The sequence below is a fragment of the Halomonas sp. PAMB 3232 genome, from assembly GCF_031954225.1.
Taxonomy (GTDB): domain Bacteria; phylum Pseudomonadota; class Gammaproteobacteria; order Pseudomonadales; family Halomonadaceae; genus Vreelandella.
In genome coordinates this window covers 1594039-1607929 of record NZ_CP134865.1, presented here as the reverse complement: position 1 = coordinate 1607929, position 13891 = coordinate 1594039, and the positions used below count along the sequence as shown (strand labels likewise).

Below are 13891 nucleotides of genomic sequence, written 5' to 3'. Positions count from 1 at the left end.
GCACCCCGCCCGAGGCTAGCGCACCTTGAGGGTGGCAAGCCCCAACAGCACCAGCACCACGGTAATGATCCAGAAGCGCACGATCACGCGCGGCTCCGGCCAGCCCTTGAGCTCGTAGTGGTGATGAAGCGGCGCCATGCGGAAAATGCGCCGACCGGTGAGCTTGAACGAGCCCACCTGCAGGATGACCGAGAGCGTTTCGACCACGAAGATCCCGCCCATGATGAACAGCACGATCTCCTGGCGCACGATCACCGCGACCACGCCCAGCGCAGCGCCCAGCGCAAGCGCCCCTACGTCGCCCATGAAGACCTGGGCGGGATAGGTGTTGAACCACAGAAAGCCAAGCCCGGCACCGGCGATGGTGGCGCAGAACACCGCGATTTCACCGGTGCCGAGAATGAAGGGAATATGCAGATAGTTGGCGAACACCGCGTTGCCGCTGGCATACGCAAACACCGCCAGCCCCATGGCGACGAGCACCGTCGGCATGATCGCCAAACCATCCAGGCCATCGGTCAGGTTGACCGCGTTGGAGCTGCCGACGATGACGAAATAGGTCAGCACGATATAGAAAAGCCCCAGCGGCAGCGCAAAATCCTTGACCAGCGGCAGTAACAGGCTGGTCTCGGCGGCGCTGGTGGCATTGAGATAGAGAATCAGGGCCGCGCCCAGACCCACTACCGACTGCCAGAAATATTTCCAGCGCGCGGGCAAGCCCCGGGGATTTTTTTCCACGACCTTGCGGTAGTCATCGACCCAACCAATTGCGCCGAAACCCAGCGTCACCGCCAGCACCACCCACACGTAGTAGTTGGTCAGATCGCCCCACACCAGCGTGCTGATGGCGATCGACATCAAAATCATGACCCCGCCCATGGTGGGCGTACCGGCCTTGGAGAGGTGCGACTGTGGGCCATCGTCGCGCACCGCTTGGCCGATCTGGCCCTCGACGAGCCGGCGGATGACCCAGGGGCCAAGCCACAGGCAAATCATCAGCGCGGTGATGGCGGCAAGAATGATGCGAAGCGTGAGGTAGTTGAAAACCTGAAAGGCGCTTTGGTATTGAGCTAAAAAGTTCGCCAGGTGAAGTAACATGAACGGCGTTTACCCTGTTTCAACCGAGCAGCGCGGCGATGACGCGTTCCATGCCCGCACTGCGTGACCCTTTCACCAACAGCGTGGCGTTGGGCGGCAGCGTATTAATAAGATGACGCGCAAGCGTCTCGTGGTCGTCGAAGTGGTGCCCGCGACCAAAGGCATCGCTCGCTGCACGCGCGGCGTCGCCGCAGGTCAGCAGCGTATCGACCCCCAGCGCTCGCGCAAAGCGGCCAACCTCAATGTGAAGCGCCTCGCTTTCTTCGCCAAGCTCGCCCATCGCCCCCATGGCAAACCAGTGTGGGCCGGGAAAGCGCATGAGCGTCTCGAGTGCGACCTTCATCGCCCCCGGGTTGGCGTTGTAGGTGTCGTCCAGAAGCGTCGTGCCGCTTGGCCCTCCCATGACACTAAGCCGCCCTTTCAGCGGCGCAAAAGCGCACAGCGCCTCGACGACGCGTTTGGGTGCCACTCCCACGGCAAGCGCGGCGGCGGCGGCGGCCAAGGCATTGCTGACGTTGTGCTTGCCGGCAAGCTTGAGCTGCACCTCGCCAAGCGAAGCACCGTTTTGAACAAGCGTGAAAGCATACCGCCCTTGCGAGTCGCAGGAAAGAGCCCGGGCGCAGACATCCGCCTCGGCCTCGACGGCGTAGCTCACCACCGGCCCAGGAGCGAGCGCCGCCCAGGTCAAGAAGTAGTGATCCTCGGCGTTAAGCACGGCAATACCCGCGGGCGAGAGCCCGAGCAGAATTTCGCTTTTGGCCTGGGCGATCTGCCCCAGGCCGCCAAATTCGCCGACGTGCGCGCCGGTCACGTTGGTGATGATGGCAACCTCCGGCGCGGCGAGCCGGCTGGTCCAGGCGATCTCACCCAGATGATTGGCGCCGAGTTCCACCACCGCTGCCCGATGCTCGGGGGCCAGGCGCAGAAGCGTCAGCGGCGCGCCAAAGTCGTTGTTCAGATTGCCCTGGGTTGCCAGCACCGGGCCGAGCGGAGCAAGCAGCGCTGCCGTCATCTCCTTGACCGTGGTCTTGCCGCTGTTGCCAGTGACGGCCACCAGAGGATGGGCAAATTGCTGGCGCTGCGCGCGACCCAAAAGCCCCAGCGCCAGGCGCGTGTCGGCGCAGACGATTTGGGGCAGCGCGCTCTCGATGGGTGTCTCGACCAGCGCCGCCGCGGCGCCCTGCTCCAGCGCTTGCGCCAGAAAGTCATGGCCGTCGAAACGCTCGCCTCTGAGCGCTACGAAAAGCGCGCCAGGAATGACTTGGCGCGTATCGGTAGTGACGCCCGAAAACGAGCACGCCGGAAAGTCATCGGCAAGCGTGACGTTGAGCGCCTTGGCGACTCGCTGTGAGCTCCACTGCATCAGCGCACGCCTCGAGCGGCCAGCGCCTTTTGCACCTCGAGATCGTCGCGGTAGGCATGACGCACGCCGTCGATCTCCTGGTAGGGCTCGTGCCCTTTACCGGCGATCAAAACGACATCCTGGGGGCTGGCCTGGGCGACCACCTCCGCAATGGCGGCGCGACGATCGCCCACCTCGCGAAACGAGGCGTTCTCGCTAAAGCCTTCGATGATCATCCGGCGGATGACGTCGGCGGGCTCGCCGCGCGGATTGTCATCGGTGATGACGCAGTGATCGGCGAGAGATTCAGCGACGCGCGCCATTTCCGCGCGCTTGCCGGTATCGCGCTCGCCGCCGCAGCCGAAGACGCACCAGAGCTTGCCGGCATCGCCCAGATGTTCGCCAAGCGCGCCGAGGGCGGCGCCGAGGGCATCCGGGGTATGGGCGTAGTCGATGACCACGCTCGGGGCGCCCTGCTCCTTGAGCAGCGCCATGCGACCGGGCACCGGCGCAAGCCGGCCGGCGGCGTCGAACAGCGCCTCCAGCGGCTCGCCCAAACCATAGAGCGTGGCGATGGCGAGCAGCACGTTGTCGAGGTTGAATCGCCCCATCAGGCCGAGTTCGAGCGTCTTTTCGCCGTCCGGCGTAGCAATCAGTGCGTTCTGCCCCAGCGCGTGAGGATGCCAGCCCACGACGCGCAGCGTGCAGGCCTGATCCTCACCCACCGCCAGCACGCGCACGCCTTTTTCAAGCCCGGCCAGCATGAGCCGGGTCAGCGGGTCTGCGGCGTTGACCACGGCGAGAGTAATCTCGGAGCGACGAAAAAGTTTGGCCTTGGACGCCGCGTAGGCGGCCATGCTGCCGTGATAATCCAGATGATCGCGGCTCAGGTTGGTGAACACGCCGACGCTGATCGGACAGCCGTCGAGGCGCCCCTGATCGAGCGCGTGGGACGACGCCTCCAGCGCCACGCGCCGGGCGCCGCTTTGGGCAAGCTTTGATAGCGCGTGCTGGAGCGCCAGCGGCCCCGGGGTGGTGAGGCCGCTATCGCTCAAACGGTCGAGCCGACCGGTGCCGAGCGTACCGATCACCCCCGCTGGTGTGTTCAGCTGCTCGCTGAGTGCGGCAATGTAGTGGGTCACCGAGCTTTTGCCGTTGGTGCCGGTCACGCCAATGAGGTCGAGCCCGCCGGGTACGGCAAAGAGCGCTCGACCGAACTCACCCAGCCGGCGCGACAGATGCGGAAGATGCAGCACTTGGCCTTCCAGATGCACGCTCGGGCCATCGGCTTGGGCGAGTACCAGTGCCGCGCCCTGCTCGAGCGCTGCGTCGATAAACTCGCGGCCATCCCGGGCGCTGCCGGGCACCGCGACGAATACGTCGCCGCTTTTGATCGCGCGGGAGTCGCTGGTGATGCAAAACTCATCGGCAAGCGCCGGCAGCGCCGATGGCAGCTGCTGAGGCGGCCATCCTTTGGTCAACGCCTCCCAAAGGCGGGCGGGGCTGGACGTCATCTTGTCTCCTTTACGCTATTGCACTTCGTAATCGGGCGGCACGTCGAGCAGGCGCAAGGCGTTACCGGTGACGCTGGAGAAAACCGGCGCGGCGACCGCGCCGCCATAGAACTGCCCGGCCCGCGGATGATCGATCATCACTACCGTGACGATGCGCGGGTCGGAAATTGGCGCAATGCCGGCGAACACACTGCGGTAAGCGTTTTCGGCATAGCCCTGCTGGCCGGTCTTGCGCACCGTGCCGGTCTTGCCGCCGACCCGATACCCTTCGACCCGGGCACGGCGCCCGCCGGAATCAGGCCCGACGGAGCTTTCCAGAATGTCGAGCAGATCGTTGGCAACGCTTGGCTGAATCGCCGGAATGCCCTGGGGCGGCTCGGAGAGGCGCAGAATCGAAGGCGGCATGCGCACGCCGTCGTTGGCAAGCGCGGTATAGGCGCTGGCGAGCTGCACCGCCGAGGCCGAAAGCCCGTACCCGTAGGAGAGCGCGGCGCGCTCGCTGCGCGACCAGCGCACCGGCGCCGGCAGGCTGCCCGTGGACTCGCCGGGAAAGCCGGTGCCCGGGCTCTGGCCAAAGCCAAGCTGGTTATATTTTTCCCAGATCGCGGTGTCGTCGAGCTGGAGCGCGAGCTTCGACATCCCGATGTTGGAGGACTTCTCCAGAATGCCGGCCAGAGTGAGCTTGCCGTGGTTGCTGACGTCGCGAATGGTGAAGCGGTCGATACGCATCCAGCCAGGGGAGGTGTCGATCACCACGTCACGATCCACCACGCCACTCTCCAGCACCGCCGCCATGGCCAAAGGCTTCATGACCGAGCCGGGTTCGAACACGTCGACCAGCGCCTGGTTGCGAAGCCCCCGAGGGTCGAGCCCGGCGCGGTTGTTGGGGTTGTAGGATGGCAGGTTGGCCATCGCCAGCACTTCGCCGGTGCGCACGTCCATGGTCACCAGCACGCCGCCGTCGGCTTCGTTCTCCGCTACTGCCGCGCGCAGTTCGCGATAGGCCATGTACTGGATGCGCTGGTCGATGGAGAGGGTCAGCTCGCCGCCGGGCTGAGCGTCGCTGATCACACCAAGCTCGCGCACCAGCCGTCCGCGCCGGTCGTTGAGCACGCGGCGCTGGCCCGGGTGGCCAGCCAAAAATGGCTGGTAGGCAAGCTCGAGGCCTTCCTGGCCCACATCGTCGACATTGGTCACGCCCAGAAGCTGGGCGGCGACTTCGCCGGCCGGATAGTAGCGCTTGTACTCGCGCTGCTGATACACGCCGGGGGTGCGCAGATCGAGAATGCGCTGGGCCGCCTCCGGCGTCATCTGGCGGCGAAGATACATGAACTCGCGGCTATCGTAACGCTCGACGCGCGCCTCGAAATCATCAAGGCTCATCCCCAGTGCCTGGGCGAGCATGACGCGCTGAATGCCATCCGATGGCAGCTCCTGAGGGTTGGCCCAAAGCGTCACCACGGGCGTCGAGATCGCCAGCGGCTCGCCGTTTCGATCGGTGATCATGCCGCGGTGGGAAGGGATCACTTCGTGGCGCAGCGTGCGCGCATCGCCCTGGCTTTGCAAAAAGGGCCGATCGATGACCTGTAAAAGCGTGATGCGCCCGACCAGCACGCAGGCGGCCAGCGCCACCAGAATCAAAATGAACAGAAAGCGCCCGCCCGCCAGCGGCGGCGCTACGGGGTGCTGTCGGGACGAGCCTCCCCGGCGGCGTTGATTCATGGCCGAATCACCTCGACATCGTCTACATCGGGAATGCGCATTTCAAGACGCTCGGTGGCGATCTGCTCGACCCGGGCCGGCGTCGACCAGGCGCCCTCTTCGAGCAGCAGCTGGCCCCATTCGGTTTGCAGCTGGTTCTTCTCCTGCTCCAGACGCTGGAGCTGGGCGAACTGGGTACGCGTCATGTGGGTGGTCACCACCACGGCCAGGGCGGTCAGCAGACAGGCCAGAAACAGCGCGGCAATGATCAGCGGCCACGCGCGCAGGCGCAGCTTGAACGGCCATTCGCTGCGCATGACAGACCACCAGTAATCGATTCGATCCAGCATGGCTAGCCTCGCTTTTTGGCCGCCCGCATGACGGCGCTTCGCGCGCGCGGATTCTGCGCCACTTCGTCCTCGCTTGGCCGCACGCCCTTGTTGAGCGCCTCGAGCCGCCGATTGATCTGATCGTCACGAATCGGCACGCCGCGGGGCAGGTCGTTATCGCCGCGCACGTGGTGGCGAATGAAGCGTTTGACCCGGCGGTCCTCGAGCGAGTGAAAGCTGATCACCACCAGGTGCCCACCCGGCGCCAGCGCCTCGAGCGCCGCCTCGAGCGCGGCGTCGAGCTGATCGAGCTCGCCGTTCAAGTGAATCCGCAGCCCCTGGAAGGCCTTGGTCGCAGGGTGGCGCCCTTTCTCCCAGGCGGGATGGGCGGCCTTGAGCACCTCGGCCAGATCGAGGGTATGGGTAAAGGGTTTTTCCGCGCGGCGGGTCACGACCGCACGCGCCAGGCGCTTGCCAAAGCGCTCCTCGCCGAGAGCCTTGAACACGTGAGCGATATCGGCTTCGCTGGCGCGCGCCAGAAAATCCGCTGCGCTTTCGCCCTGGGTCGGATCCATGCGCATGTCGAGCGGGCCGTTTCGCATGAAGCTAAAACCGCGCTCCGGGTCGTCGAGCTGTGGCGACGACACGCCGACATCCAACAGGATGCCGGCGAGCTTGCCGTGAAGGCCGAGCTCTTTGGCGTACTCGCCAAGGCGAGCGAACTCGCGCCGGGTGATCGCAAAGCGTGGGTCGTCGATCTCGGCGGCGGCAGCGATCGCCTGCGGGTCGCGGTCCATGGCCAAAAGCCGGCCGCTCTCATCGAGGCGTGAAAGAATCAGGCGCGAATGGCCACCGCGGCCAAAGGTCCCGTCCAGATAGACACCGTCGGTTTGATGAACGAGGGTATCGACCGCGCCGTCCAGCAACACGCTGGTATGGCGAAAGTCGGAAACGGGCTGGCTTACAGAGGACATGTTACGCACGCTGTGTTGAAAGGCCCTGACGGGCCTTTTATGGAAATGGGGAGTCGGCCGATAAGCCGGGTTCTGTCGTGGACAGTCATTCCTCTAGGCGCTTTGTCGCCAAAGCGCTCAAGCAACCTACCCGGACCCAGCGCGGGCCACGCCAATGGGTCCCTATTTGGTCTTGCTCCGAGTGGGGTTTACCTTGCCACGCACTGTTGCCAGGCGTGCGGTGCGCTCTTACCGCACCCTTTCACCCTTACCGGTCCACAAGGAACCGGCGGTCTACTCTCTGCTGCACTTTCCGTCGGCTCGCGCCGCCCAGGCGTTACCTGGCACTCTGCCCTATGGAGCCCGGACTTTCCTCCCCTGCGCACGCGCAGCGGCGACTGTCTGGCCAACTCCGGCGGCAAGCATACCAGCGCCCTGCCCGCGCCTCAATGCTCGGTTTTCATTACGCGTTTCAAGGCCCTTACCTACCTTATGAGTCGGGTTTCATCATTTGAAGCCGCGCGTACCACTCTTTCTTGCGCCCGCCCAGAAGGTTCGCTGCAATCGCCGCGCCCTGCTTCACGCCCACGCCCTCATCGAGCAGCGTTTTCAACAGCGTTTCGTCGTCGATGCTCTGCTCGCGCACCTCGCGTGCTGCCGGCGCGCCGCCGATCATGACCACGAACTCGCCGCGCGCCTGATTGGGGTCTGCGGCCAGAATATCGAGAAGCTCTGATGCCACCCCCTGCAAGAAGGTCTCGAACGTTTTGGTCAGCTCACGGGCCAGCACGATGGGACGCTCTGGCATCTGCTCGGCGAGCGCCTCGAGGGTGGCCGCTATCCGGTGAGGGGATTCGTAGAACACCAGCGTCTCTTCGCGCTTTTGGTAGTTCTCCAACACCTGGCGCCGGGCGCCGGCCTTGGCGGGCAAAAAACCGGCGAAGATGAAGCGGTCGGTGGGTAGCCCCGCCCCGCTAAGCGCGGCCGTCAGCGCACACACCCCGGGAATGGGGACGATATGGCGGTTGCGCGAACGCAGCGCTCTTACCAGAATGAACCCCGGGTCACTGATCAGGGGCGTTCCGGCATCGCTGATCAAGGCGATACTTTCGCCGGCTTCGAGATAGGCGTCGAGCGTGTCTACCCGGTGCGCTTCGTTGTGCTCGTGAAGCGACAGTAGAGGCTTGCTGATCCCCAAGTGACTTAAAAGCCTTGCGCTGTGCCGGGTGTCCTCGGCGGCGATGCGCGATACGCTTTCAAGAATCCGGGCGGCACGCGGCGTCAGGTCCTCCAAATTCCCAATTGGCGTGGCAACCACGTACAATGTGCCCGGAGGCTGGTAGCTCATATTGGCTCCTGATTGACTATTCTGGATTGACCGATAGCTATCGCTGATGGTGCGCTATGCTTGTGCAAGGATTAAGGGATTCGTCCTCGGCTTTAAACAGCGCCAACGAAAAAACCAAGGAAGCATACATGAAACGTTCACTCCGTGGCCTGCTCGCCACCGCCTTTACGGCTTTACTGATCAGCGGCTGTGCCATTCAACAGCCCGGCGGTGTCGACCGCATATCCGACGAAGACGCCGGGCGGCTGTTGAGCCAGGCCGAACAGCAAGGCCCCGAGCAGGCCTCACTGAGCCGGCTCGAAGCCGCCACCATTCTGGCAGGCCAAGGCCAGCGCGAAGCGGCGTTCGACGCCGCCGCTGCGGTGGACGAGGCTAGCCTGTCCGAGCGCGACCGGGTACGCTGGGCACTGCTTTACTCTGAACTCGCTCGGGCACTCGACGACCCACGCGCGGTACTGCGCGCAACGCAAGTGCTGGATGACGAGCTACCGATGCAGGGTAATGAGCAGCAAACCCTGCGCGAGCGGGCACAGTGGGCCCGCCAGGCAATGGACGAGCCGGGCCGTGTTCAGGCCACCCTGCCGGCACTGGAGGGCGAAGACATTCGCCGAATCATGGTCGCACTACCCCAGTCCGGACCACTCAGTAGCGTTGCCGACACCATCAGTAACGCCATGCGCGAGCACAACAAGGTTCGCGGCCAGGGCGTCGAGCTGACCTTCATCGACTCCTCGCAGTACTCCACGGACGAGCTTTACAGCCGCGCCCAGCAAATGAACGCCCAGTTGATCGTCGGCCCGCTGGACAAGGAAGACGTTACCCAACTCGAGCAGCGCGCGAGCGTTCCGCTTCCGACGCTGGCGCTGAACTACGGCAGCAGCGCACAAAACCAGGCCGCGGGCCTTTTCCAGTACGGCTTGTCCGCCGAAGACGAAGCCCGCCAGGTAGCGCGGCGCGCCTATCAGGACGGTCGCCGCCAGGTAGCGGTCATGGTGCCGGACAACGATTGGGGCCGCCGCGTGGGCGAGGCCTTCTGGAACGAGTTCCACCAACTGGGCGGCGAAGTACCCAACGCCGTGCGCTATAACCCGAGCAACGACGTCTCAAGCGCGGTGGAAACGGCACTGAACGTCAGCGGCGGTCGCGCTCAGCTGGGTGACACCGATGGGCTATTCTTGCTCGCGTTGCCCGAGTACGCCCGCCAGGTGCCGCCGATGATGGACTTCTATTACGCTCAGAAGCTGCCGATCTACGCCACCTCGCACCTGCACGAAGGCACCCAGGAGCGGCGCTTGAATCAGGATCTCGATGACGTGATGTTCGTCGACATCCCGTGGCAAATTCCGGACGCTGCGGTGGGCGGAGCCGAAGCGCTGCCCTTCTACTCGAGCTACCAGGCGCTTCACGGCGAAGGCGACGCCTCGCTGTTCCGCCTTCAGGCGATGGGCGTCGATGCGCTCGAGCTTGCTACGCACCTGTCCGATCTCTCCTCCCTTCAAGGCTTCAACGGCAGCACCGGCACGCTGTCGATCGCCGGCGACGGACGTATTTACCGCGAACTGCCCTGGGCGCGCTTCCAGAACGGCCGCCCCGCGCCGATTCTGTCGCCGGGACTTTTGGGTGACGAATAAGCCGCAAACCGCGCGCCGTCGCGGTGCCGCCACCGAGCAGCTTGCGGCTCGGTGGCTCGAAGAGCGAGGCTTGACGCTTGTCAGCGCGAACTATCAGATCAAGGGCGGCGAGCTCGATTTGATCATGCGAGATGGCGACACGCTGGTATTTGTCGAGGTCAAGCACCGCGCCACGACGCGAAGCGGTCACCCGCTCGAAACCATTACGCTACAAAAGCAGCGCCGCCTGATTCGGGCGGCGTCGCTCTATTTAGCGCACACGGCTGTCTCGACACCCTGTCGTTTTGATATTCTAGCGATCACCGGTCATCCACCTGCTCTCGAGTTTCATTGGGAGAAGGCGGCGTTTGACGCATATTGACTTATACCAGGAAGCCCTCATGGACTTTCAATCCCGCATTTTAAGCCACTTCAATGCCAGCATTGATACCAAAACCTACGCCAGCGAAGTGCTGCCGCCGTTCATCGAAGTCGCCAGCCAAATGATGGTGCAATGCCTGGTCAACGAGGGCAAGATTCTTGCCTGCGGCAACGGCGGCAGCGCCGGCGATAGCCAGCACTTCTCGGCTGAGCTTTTAAACCGCTTCGAGCGCGAACGCCCAAGCCTTCCGGCACTGGCGCTGACCACCGACACCTCGACGCTCACCTCGATCGCCAACGACTACAGCTACAACGAAGTCTTCTCCAAGCAGATTCGGGCGCTGGGCCAGCCAGGCGATATCCTGCTGGCGATTTCGACCAGCGGTAACTCCGCCAACATCGTTCAGGCGATCCAGGCGGCTCATGATCGCGACATGGCGGTGGTCGCGCTGACCGGGCGCGACGGCGGCGACATGGCTTCGCTCCTGGGTCAGGACGACTGTGAAATCCGCGTGCCGGCCACCTCGACCGCGCGCATCCAGGAGGTACATCTGCTGGCGATCCACTGCCTGTGCGATCTCATCGACGAGCAGCTATTCGGCGGCGGCGCTTAGGCCCACCGCTCACACGACCTTTTTTATTCATATTTTCAGGAGTCGGCGATGGCCCTTCGCAACGCATTTCGTTCCTTTTGCCTGATCACCGCCTGCAGCGCGGTGCTGCTGGCCGGCTGCGCCAACAACTCGGCGTCCAACCCGTCCAACTACGCCCAGCGCAGCGACGACGTCGAGGCGGTCGACGCCACCATCGAGCGCCAGATCGAGCGCGCTCTCGATCAGGCGGACGCCCGTCTGGGCGACGCGCGCATTCGCGCCCACAGCTATAACGGCACGGTGCTGCTGGTCGGCCAGGTGCCGAGCGAAGAGCTACGCACCATGGCGGGTGAGGTGACCGGCGGCTTGCGTGGCGTCAACCAGGTACACAACCAGCTCTCGATCGCCGCCAACCTACCCACGAGCCAGCGCTTGACCGATACCTGGCTGACAACCAACGTGGTAAGCCACCTGGCCACCAACGAGCACATCGATTCATCGAAGCTCAAGGTGACCACCGAGAACGCCAGCGTCTACCTGATGGGCATGGTGACGCGTCAGGAAGCGGATCGCATCGTCAATGCGGCCTCTGCCGTCAGCGGTATCCAGCGCATCGTCAAGGTATTCGACTACATCGACTGATCGGCGCCTTGAAGGCCTGAATCATTGGCGCGATCACAAGCCACGAAAAAGCCCCGCACACTGACCGTGTGCGGGGCTTTTTCGTGCGAAGGGTGCGGCTATTTGACGACGCGAAGCGTTGGCTTCTTTTTGGCCTTGCCCTTCTCCTTACTCGGCGCATCGCCCTGACTTTCGTCGGCAGGGCCGGTGACGCTTAGCTGCGGGCCAGTGCTTTCGCTCTCATCGATCTCCGAGGTTTCGAGCTCCTCATCGTCGCTGTCGAGTTCCGGCTCCTGACCAAACACCATGCCCGCGCCGTTTTCACGGGCGTAAATGGCGATCAGCGCCTCAATCGGCACCATGACCTGCATCGGCTGGCCACCAAAGCGTGCGCTGAAGCCGATGGCCTCGTTCTCCATGAACAGATCGCGCACCGCCGTTGGGGCGACGTTCAACACGATCTGACCGTTTTGCACGAATTGACGCGGCACCTCGACGCCGGGCTGGGTCGCATCGACCACCAGGTGCGGGGTCAGCTCGTTGTCCAGAAGCCACTGGTACAGCGCCCGGGCAATATAGGGACGGCTCGACTTCATAAGACTCCCCTTGTTTCCATAACGCCCCGCGAGCGGGACCAAAAGCATTTACGCGCGCATCTCTTTTTCGCGCTCGTTCAGGGCAGCCTTGAACGCATCGCGCTCGAATACCCGCGCCATGTAATCCATCAGCGGCTTGACCTGCTTTTCCGGAAGCTCGATGTTGAGCTCCGGCAAACGCCAAAGGATCGGTGCAAGGCAGCAGTCCACCAGGGTGAACTCTTCACTCATGAAGAAAGGCATATCCTCGAAGATCGGCGAGATACCGATCAGACTTTCACGAAGCTCCTTACGCGCCTTCTCGGCCTCTTTCTTGCCGCCGGTGCGGATCTGGTCGAGCATCGGGCACCACTCGCGCTCGATGCGGTGCATCCAGAGCCGGCTCTGAGCGCGGGCAACCGGATAAACGGGCAGAAGCGGCGGATGCGGGAAACGCTCGTCCAGGTACTCCATCATCACCTTGGACTCGTACAGCACCAGATCGCGATCCAAAAGCGTGGGTACGCTGTTGTAGGGGTTGAGATCGGCTAATTCCTGCGGCGGCTGATCGTCGCTAACGTCAACGATGTCGACGGCGACCCCTTTTTCAGCCAGAACAATGCGCACTCGATGGCTAAAATGATCGTCATTACCGGAGTAAAAGATCATAGAAGACCGCTTGGCCACAACACCCATGAAAGCATCCTCGCATCAAAACAATAGACAATAATAACATGTCAGCGCCCGCCTGGGGGATACGGCCCCGCGCCATCCCAAAGCGCCCAAGGCACCTTAACATTTTCAGCGCGGTTTGGACCCGGGTGGCGTCAACGCAACGACCTGACACAAAAAACGCCCAGGCCAAGGGCCTGGGCGTTGTCTTCAAAGCGCGTAAAAAAATTAACGCTTGGAGAACTGCGGACGACGACGTGCTTTGCGCAGACCGACTTTCTTACGCTCGACCTGACGCGCATCGCGAGTCACGTAGCCGGCGGCACGCAGCGCAGGACGGAAGTCTTCGTTGTACTCCATCAGCGCGCGGGTGATGCCGTGACGAATGGCGCCGGCCTGGGCAGAGCCACCGCCGCCTTCGACAGTCACGTAGACGTCGAACTGGTTCAGCGTTTCGGTCAGCTCGAGCGGCTGGCGAACCACCATACGACCGGTAACGCGACCAAAGAACTCGTCAAGCGCGCGGTTGTTAACGGTGATGTTGCCGGAACCCGGCTTGAGGAACACACGAGCGGTGGAAGTCTTGCGGCGCCCGGTACCGTAGTATTGCTGTGACATGGCGAAGATTTCCTTAAATGTTCAGTTCAAGCGGCTGTTGGGCGGCGTGGGGATGCTCGGTTCCCGCGTACACTTTGAGCTTGGAGTGCATGGCGCGACCCAGCGGACCTTTCGGCAGCATGCCCTTGACGGCAAACTCGATGATACGCTCCGGCGCATGATCCTTGAGCTGGTTGAAGGTCATGGAACGCAGACCGCCCGGGTATCCGGTGTGACGGTAGTAATTCTTGTCAGTGGCTTTCTTGCCAGTGACCTGAATCTTCTCGGCGTTGATCACGACGATGTAGTCGCCGGTGTCAACGTGAGGCGTGAATTCGGGCTTATGCTTGCCACGCAGGCGGCGAGCGATTTCGGTAGCCAGACGACCGAGCGTTTTGTCCGTGGCATCGACAACATACCAGTCGCGCTGGACGGACTGCGGCTTAGCACTGAACGTCTTCATGGATGAAATTCACCAGATAAAGTGTATTGGGTAACGCGGCCCAGGGCCGTGCACCATCCCTATTTTTTTTGGTTACGACCCGTCAAACGCGGCC

General features: G+C 63.2%; 15 protein-coding genes and 1 other RNA gene. 4 read left to right on the top strand and 12 right to left on the bottom strand.

The features are described 5' to 3' along the window. Positions 1–15: 15 nt before the first annotated feature. From mraY to rsmI, 8 genes are all read right to left on the bottom strand, one after another. On the bottom strand, positions 16–1098 hold the full coding sequence (gene mraY, locus RN346_RS07290) for a phospho-N-acetylmuramoyl-pentapeptide-transferase (RefSeq protein ID WP_263584287.1): 1083 nt from the start codon (positions 1096–1098) through the stop codon (positions 16–18). A gap of 19 nt (positions 1099–1117) precedes the next feature. Beyond that, on the bottom strand, positions 1118–2461 hold the full coding sequence (murF, locus tag RN346_RS07285; RefSeq protein WP_263584288.1) for a UDP-N-acetylmuramoyl-tripeptide--D-alanyl-D-alanine ligase: 1344 nt from the start codon (positions 2459–2461) through the stop codon (positions 1118–1120). Further along, positions 2461–3954: a UDP-N-acetylmuramoyl-L-alanyl-D-glutamate--2,6-diaminopimelate ligase gene (locus RN346_RS07280; protein ID WP_263584289.1), complete on the bottom strand. Its 1494-nt coding sequence runs from the start codon at positions 3952–3954 to the stop codon at positions 2461–2463. Before RN346_RS07280 ends, murF begins: the two co-directional genes overlap by 1 nt. Before the next feature lie 15 nt (positions 3955–3969). Continuing rightward, entirely contained in the window at positions 3970–5676 is a 1707-nt protein-coding gene (locus RN346_RS07275; RefSeq protein WP_263584290.1) for a penicillin-binding protein 2, read from the bottom strand. Next, a complete protein-coding gene (ftsL, locus tag RN346_RS07270; protein WP_263584291.1) occupies positions 5673–6005 on the bottom strand; it encodes a cell division protein FtsL in 333 nt (110 codons plus the stop codon). Before ftsL ends, RN346_RS07275 begins: the two co-directional genes overlap by 4 nt. 2 nt (positions 6006–6007) lie before the next feature. Continuing rightward, complete coding sequence (gene rsmH / locus RN346_RS07265; RefSeq protein ID WP_311960686.1) at positions 6008–6958, bottom strand: 16S rRNA (cytosine(1402)-N(4))-methyltransferase RsmH; 951 nt, start codon at positions 6956–6958, stop codon at positions 6008–6010. A gap of 45 nt (positions 6959–7003) precedes the next feature. Beyond that, an RNA gene (gene rnpB, locus RN346_RS07260) (RNase P RNA component class A) lies at positions 7004–7351 on the bottom strand. 76 nt (positions 7352–7427) lie between these two features. After that, a complete protein-coding gene (gene rsmI, locus RN346_RS07255) occupies positions 7428–8285 on the bottom strand; it encodes a 16S rRNA (cytidine(1402)-2'-O)-methyltransferase (protein WP_263584293.1) in 858 nt (285 codons plus the stop codon). Between the two features lie 128 nt (positions 8286–8413). On the opposite strand from rsmI, the gene RN346_RS07250 reads away from it, so the two are divergent. Genes RN346_RS07250 through RN346_RS07235 form a run of 4 tightly spaced genes read left to right on the top strand, consistent with a single transcriptional unit; the run spans position 8414 to position 11511 of the window. After that, positions 8414–9916, top strand: coding sequence for a penicillin-binding protein activator (locus RN346_RS07250; protein WP_311960684.1), 1503 nt, complete (start codon positions 8414–8416; stop codon positions 9914–9916). Then, a complete protein-coding gene (locus RN346_RS07245; RefSeq protein WP_311962575.1) occupies positions 9906–10277 on the top strand; it encodes a YraN family protein in 372 nt (123 codons plus the stop codon). The genes RN346_RS07250 and RN346_RS07245 overlap by 11 nt, the downstream gene beginning before the upstream one ends. Before the next feature lie 19 nt (positions 10278–10296). Then, complete coding sequence (locus RN346_RS07240) at positions 10297–10890, top strand: phosphoheptose isomerase (protein WP_311962574.1); 594 nt, start codon at positions 10297–10299, stop codon at positions 10888–10890. 48 nt (positions 10891–10938) lie between these two features. Then, positions 10939–11511, top strand: coding sequence for a BON domain-containing protein (locus RN346_RS07235; RefSeq protein WP_263584296.1), 573 nt, complete (start codon positions 10939–10941; stop codon positions 11509–11511). A 98-nt stretch (positions 11512–11609) separates the two neighbouring features. Here the strand turns inward: RN346_RS07235 and RN346_RS07230 are convergent, their stop codons facing one another. The 4 genes from RN346_RS07230 to rplM all read right to left on the bottom strand — a co-directional run bounded on the left by RN346_RS07230 (position 11610) and on the right by rplM (position 13797). Next, on the bottom strand, positions 11610–12086 hold the full coding sequence (locus tag RN346_RS07230; RefSeq protein ID WP_263584297.1) for a ClpXP protease specificity-enhancing factor: 477 nt from the start codon (positions 12084–12086) through the stop codon (positions 11610–11612). A gap of 48 nt (positions 12087–12134) precedes the next feature. Continuing rightward, positions 12135–12761, bottom strand: a complete 627-nt coding sequence (sspA, locus tag RN346_RS07225; RefSeq protein WP_263584298.1) for a stringent starvation protein SspA — start codon at positions 12759–12761, stop codon at positions 12135–12137. Between the two features lie 204 nt (positions 12762–12965). Further along, positions 12966–13355, bottom strand: a complete 390-nt coding sequence (rpsI, locus tag RN346_RS07220) for a 30S ribosomal protein S9 (RefSeq protein WP_252107534.1) — start codon at positions 13353–13355, stop codon at positions 12966–12968. A 13-nt stretch (positions 13356–13368) separates the two neighbouring features. Beyond that, positions 13369–13797: a 50S ribosomal protein L13 gene (rplM, locus tag RN346_RS07215; protein ID WP_252107532.1), complete on the bottom strand. Its 429-nt coding sequence runs from the start codon at positions 13795–13797 to the stop codon at positions 13369–13371. Between the last annotated feature and the right edge of the window lie 94 nt (positions 13798–13891).

Bases quoted from the DNA above. Each gene is read 5' to 3' on its own strand.
- RN346_RS07280 (WP_263584289.1), bottom strand. From the start codon at position 3,954: ATGACGTCCAGCCCCGCCCGCCTTTGGGAGGCGTTGACCAAAGGATGG.
- mraY (WP_263584287.1), bottom strand. From the start codon at position 1,098: ATGTTACTTCACCTGGCGAACTTTTTAGCTCAATACCAAAGCGCCTTT.
- RN346_RS07250 (WP_311960684.1), top strand. From the start codon at position 8,414: ATGAAACGTTCACTCCGTGGCCTGCTCGCCACCGCCTTTACGGCTTTA.
- ftsL (WP_263584291.1), bottom strand. From the start codon at position 6,005: ATGCTGGATCGAATCGATTACTGGTGGTCTGTCATGCGCAGCGAATGG.
- RN346_RS07275 (WP_263584290.1), bottom strand. From the start codon at position 5,676: ATGAATCAACGCCGCCGGGGAGGCTCGTCCCGACAGCACCCCGTAGCG.
- murF (WP_263584288.1), bottom strand. From the start codon at position 2,461: ATGCAGTGGAGCTCACAGCGAGTCGCCAAGGCGCTCAACGTCACGCTT.
- RN346_RS07235 (WP_263584296.1), top strand. From the start codon at position 10,939: ATGGCCCTTCGCAACGCATTTCGTTCCTTTTGCCTGATCACCGCCTGC.
- rsmI (WP_263584293.1), bottom strand. From the start codon at position 8,285: ATGAGCTACCAGCCTCCGGGCACATTGTACGTGGTTGCCACGCCAATT.
- rsmH (WP_311960686.1), bottom strand. From the start codon at position 6,958: ATGTCCTCTGTAAGCCAGCCCGTTTCCGACTTTCGCCATACCAGCGTG.
- rpsI (WP_252107534.1), bottom strand. From the start codon at position 13,355: ATGTCACAGCAATACTACGGTACCGGGCGCCGCAAGACTTCCACCGCT.
- rplM (WP_252107532.1), bottom strand. From the start codon at position 13,797: ATGAAGACGTTCAGTGCTAAGCCGCAGTCCGTCCAGCGCGACTGGTAT.
- RN346_RS07230 (WP_263584297.1), bottom strand. From the start codon at position 12,086: ATGAAGTCGAGCCGTCCCTATATTGCCCGGGCGCTGTACCAGTGGCTT.
- sspA (WP_263584298.1), bottom strand. From the start codon at position 12,761: ATGGGTGTTGTGGCCAAGCGGTCTTCTATGATCTTTTACTCCGGTAAT.
- RN346_RS07240 (WP_311962574.1), top strand. From the start codon at position 10,297: ATGGACTTTCAATCCCGCATTTTAAGCCACTTCAATGCCAGCATTGAT.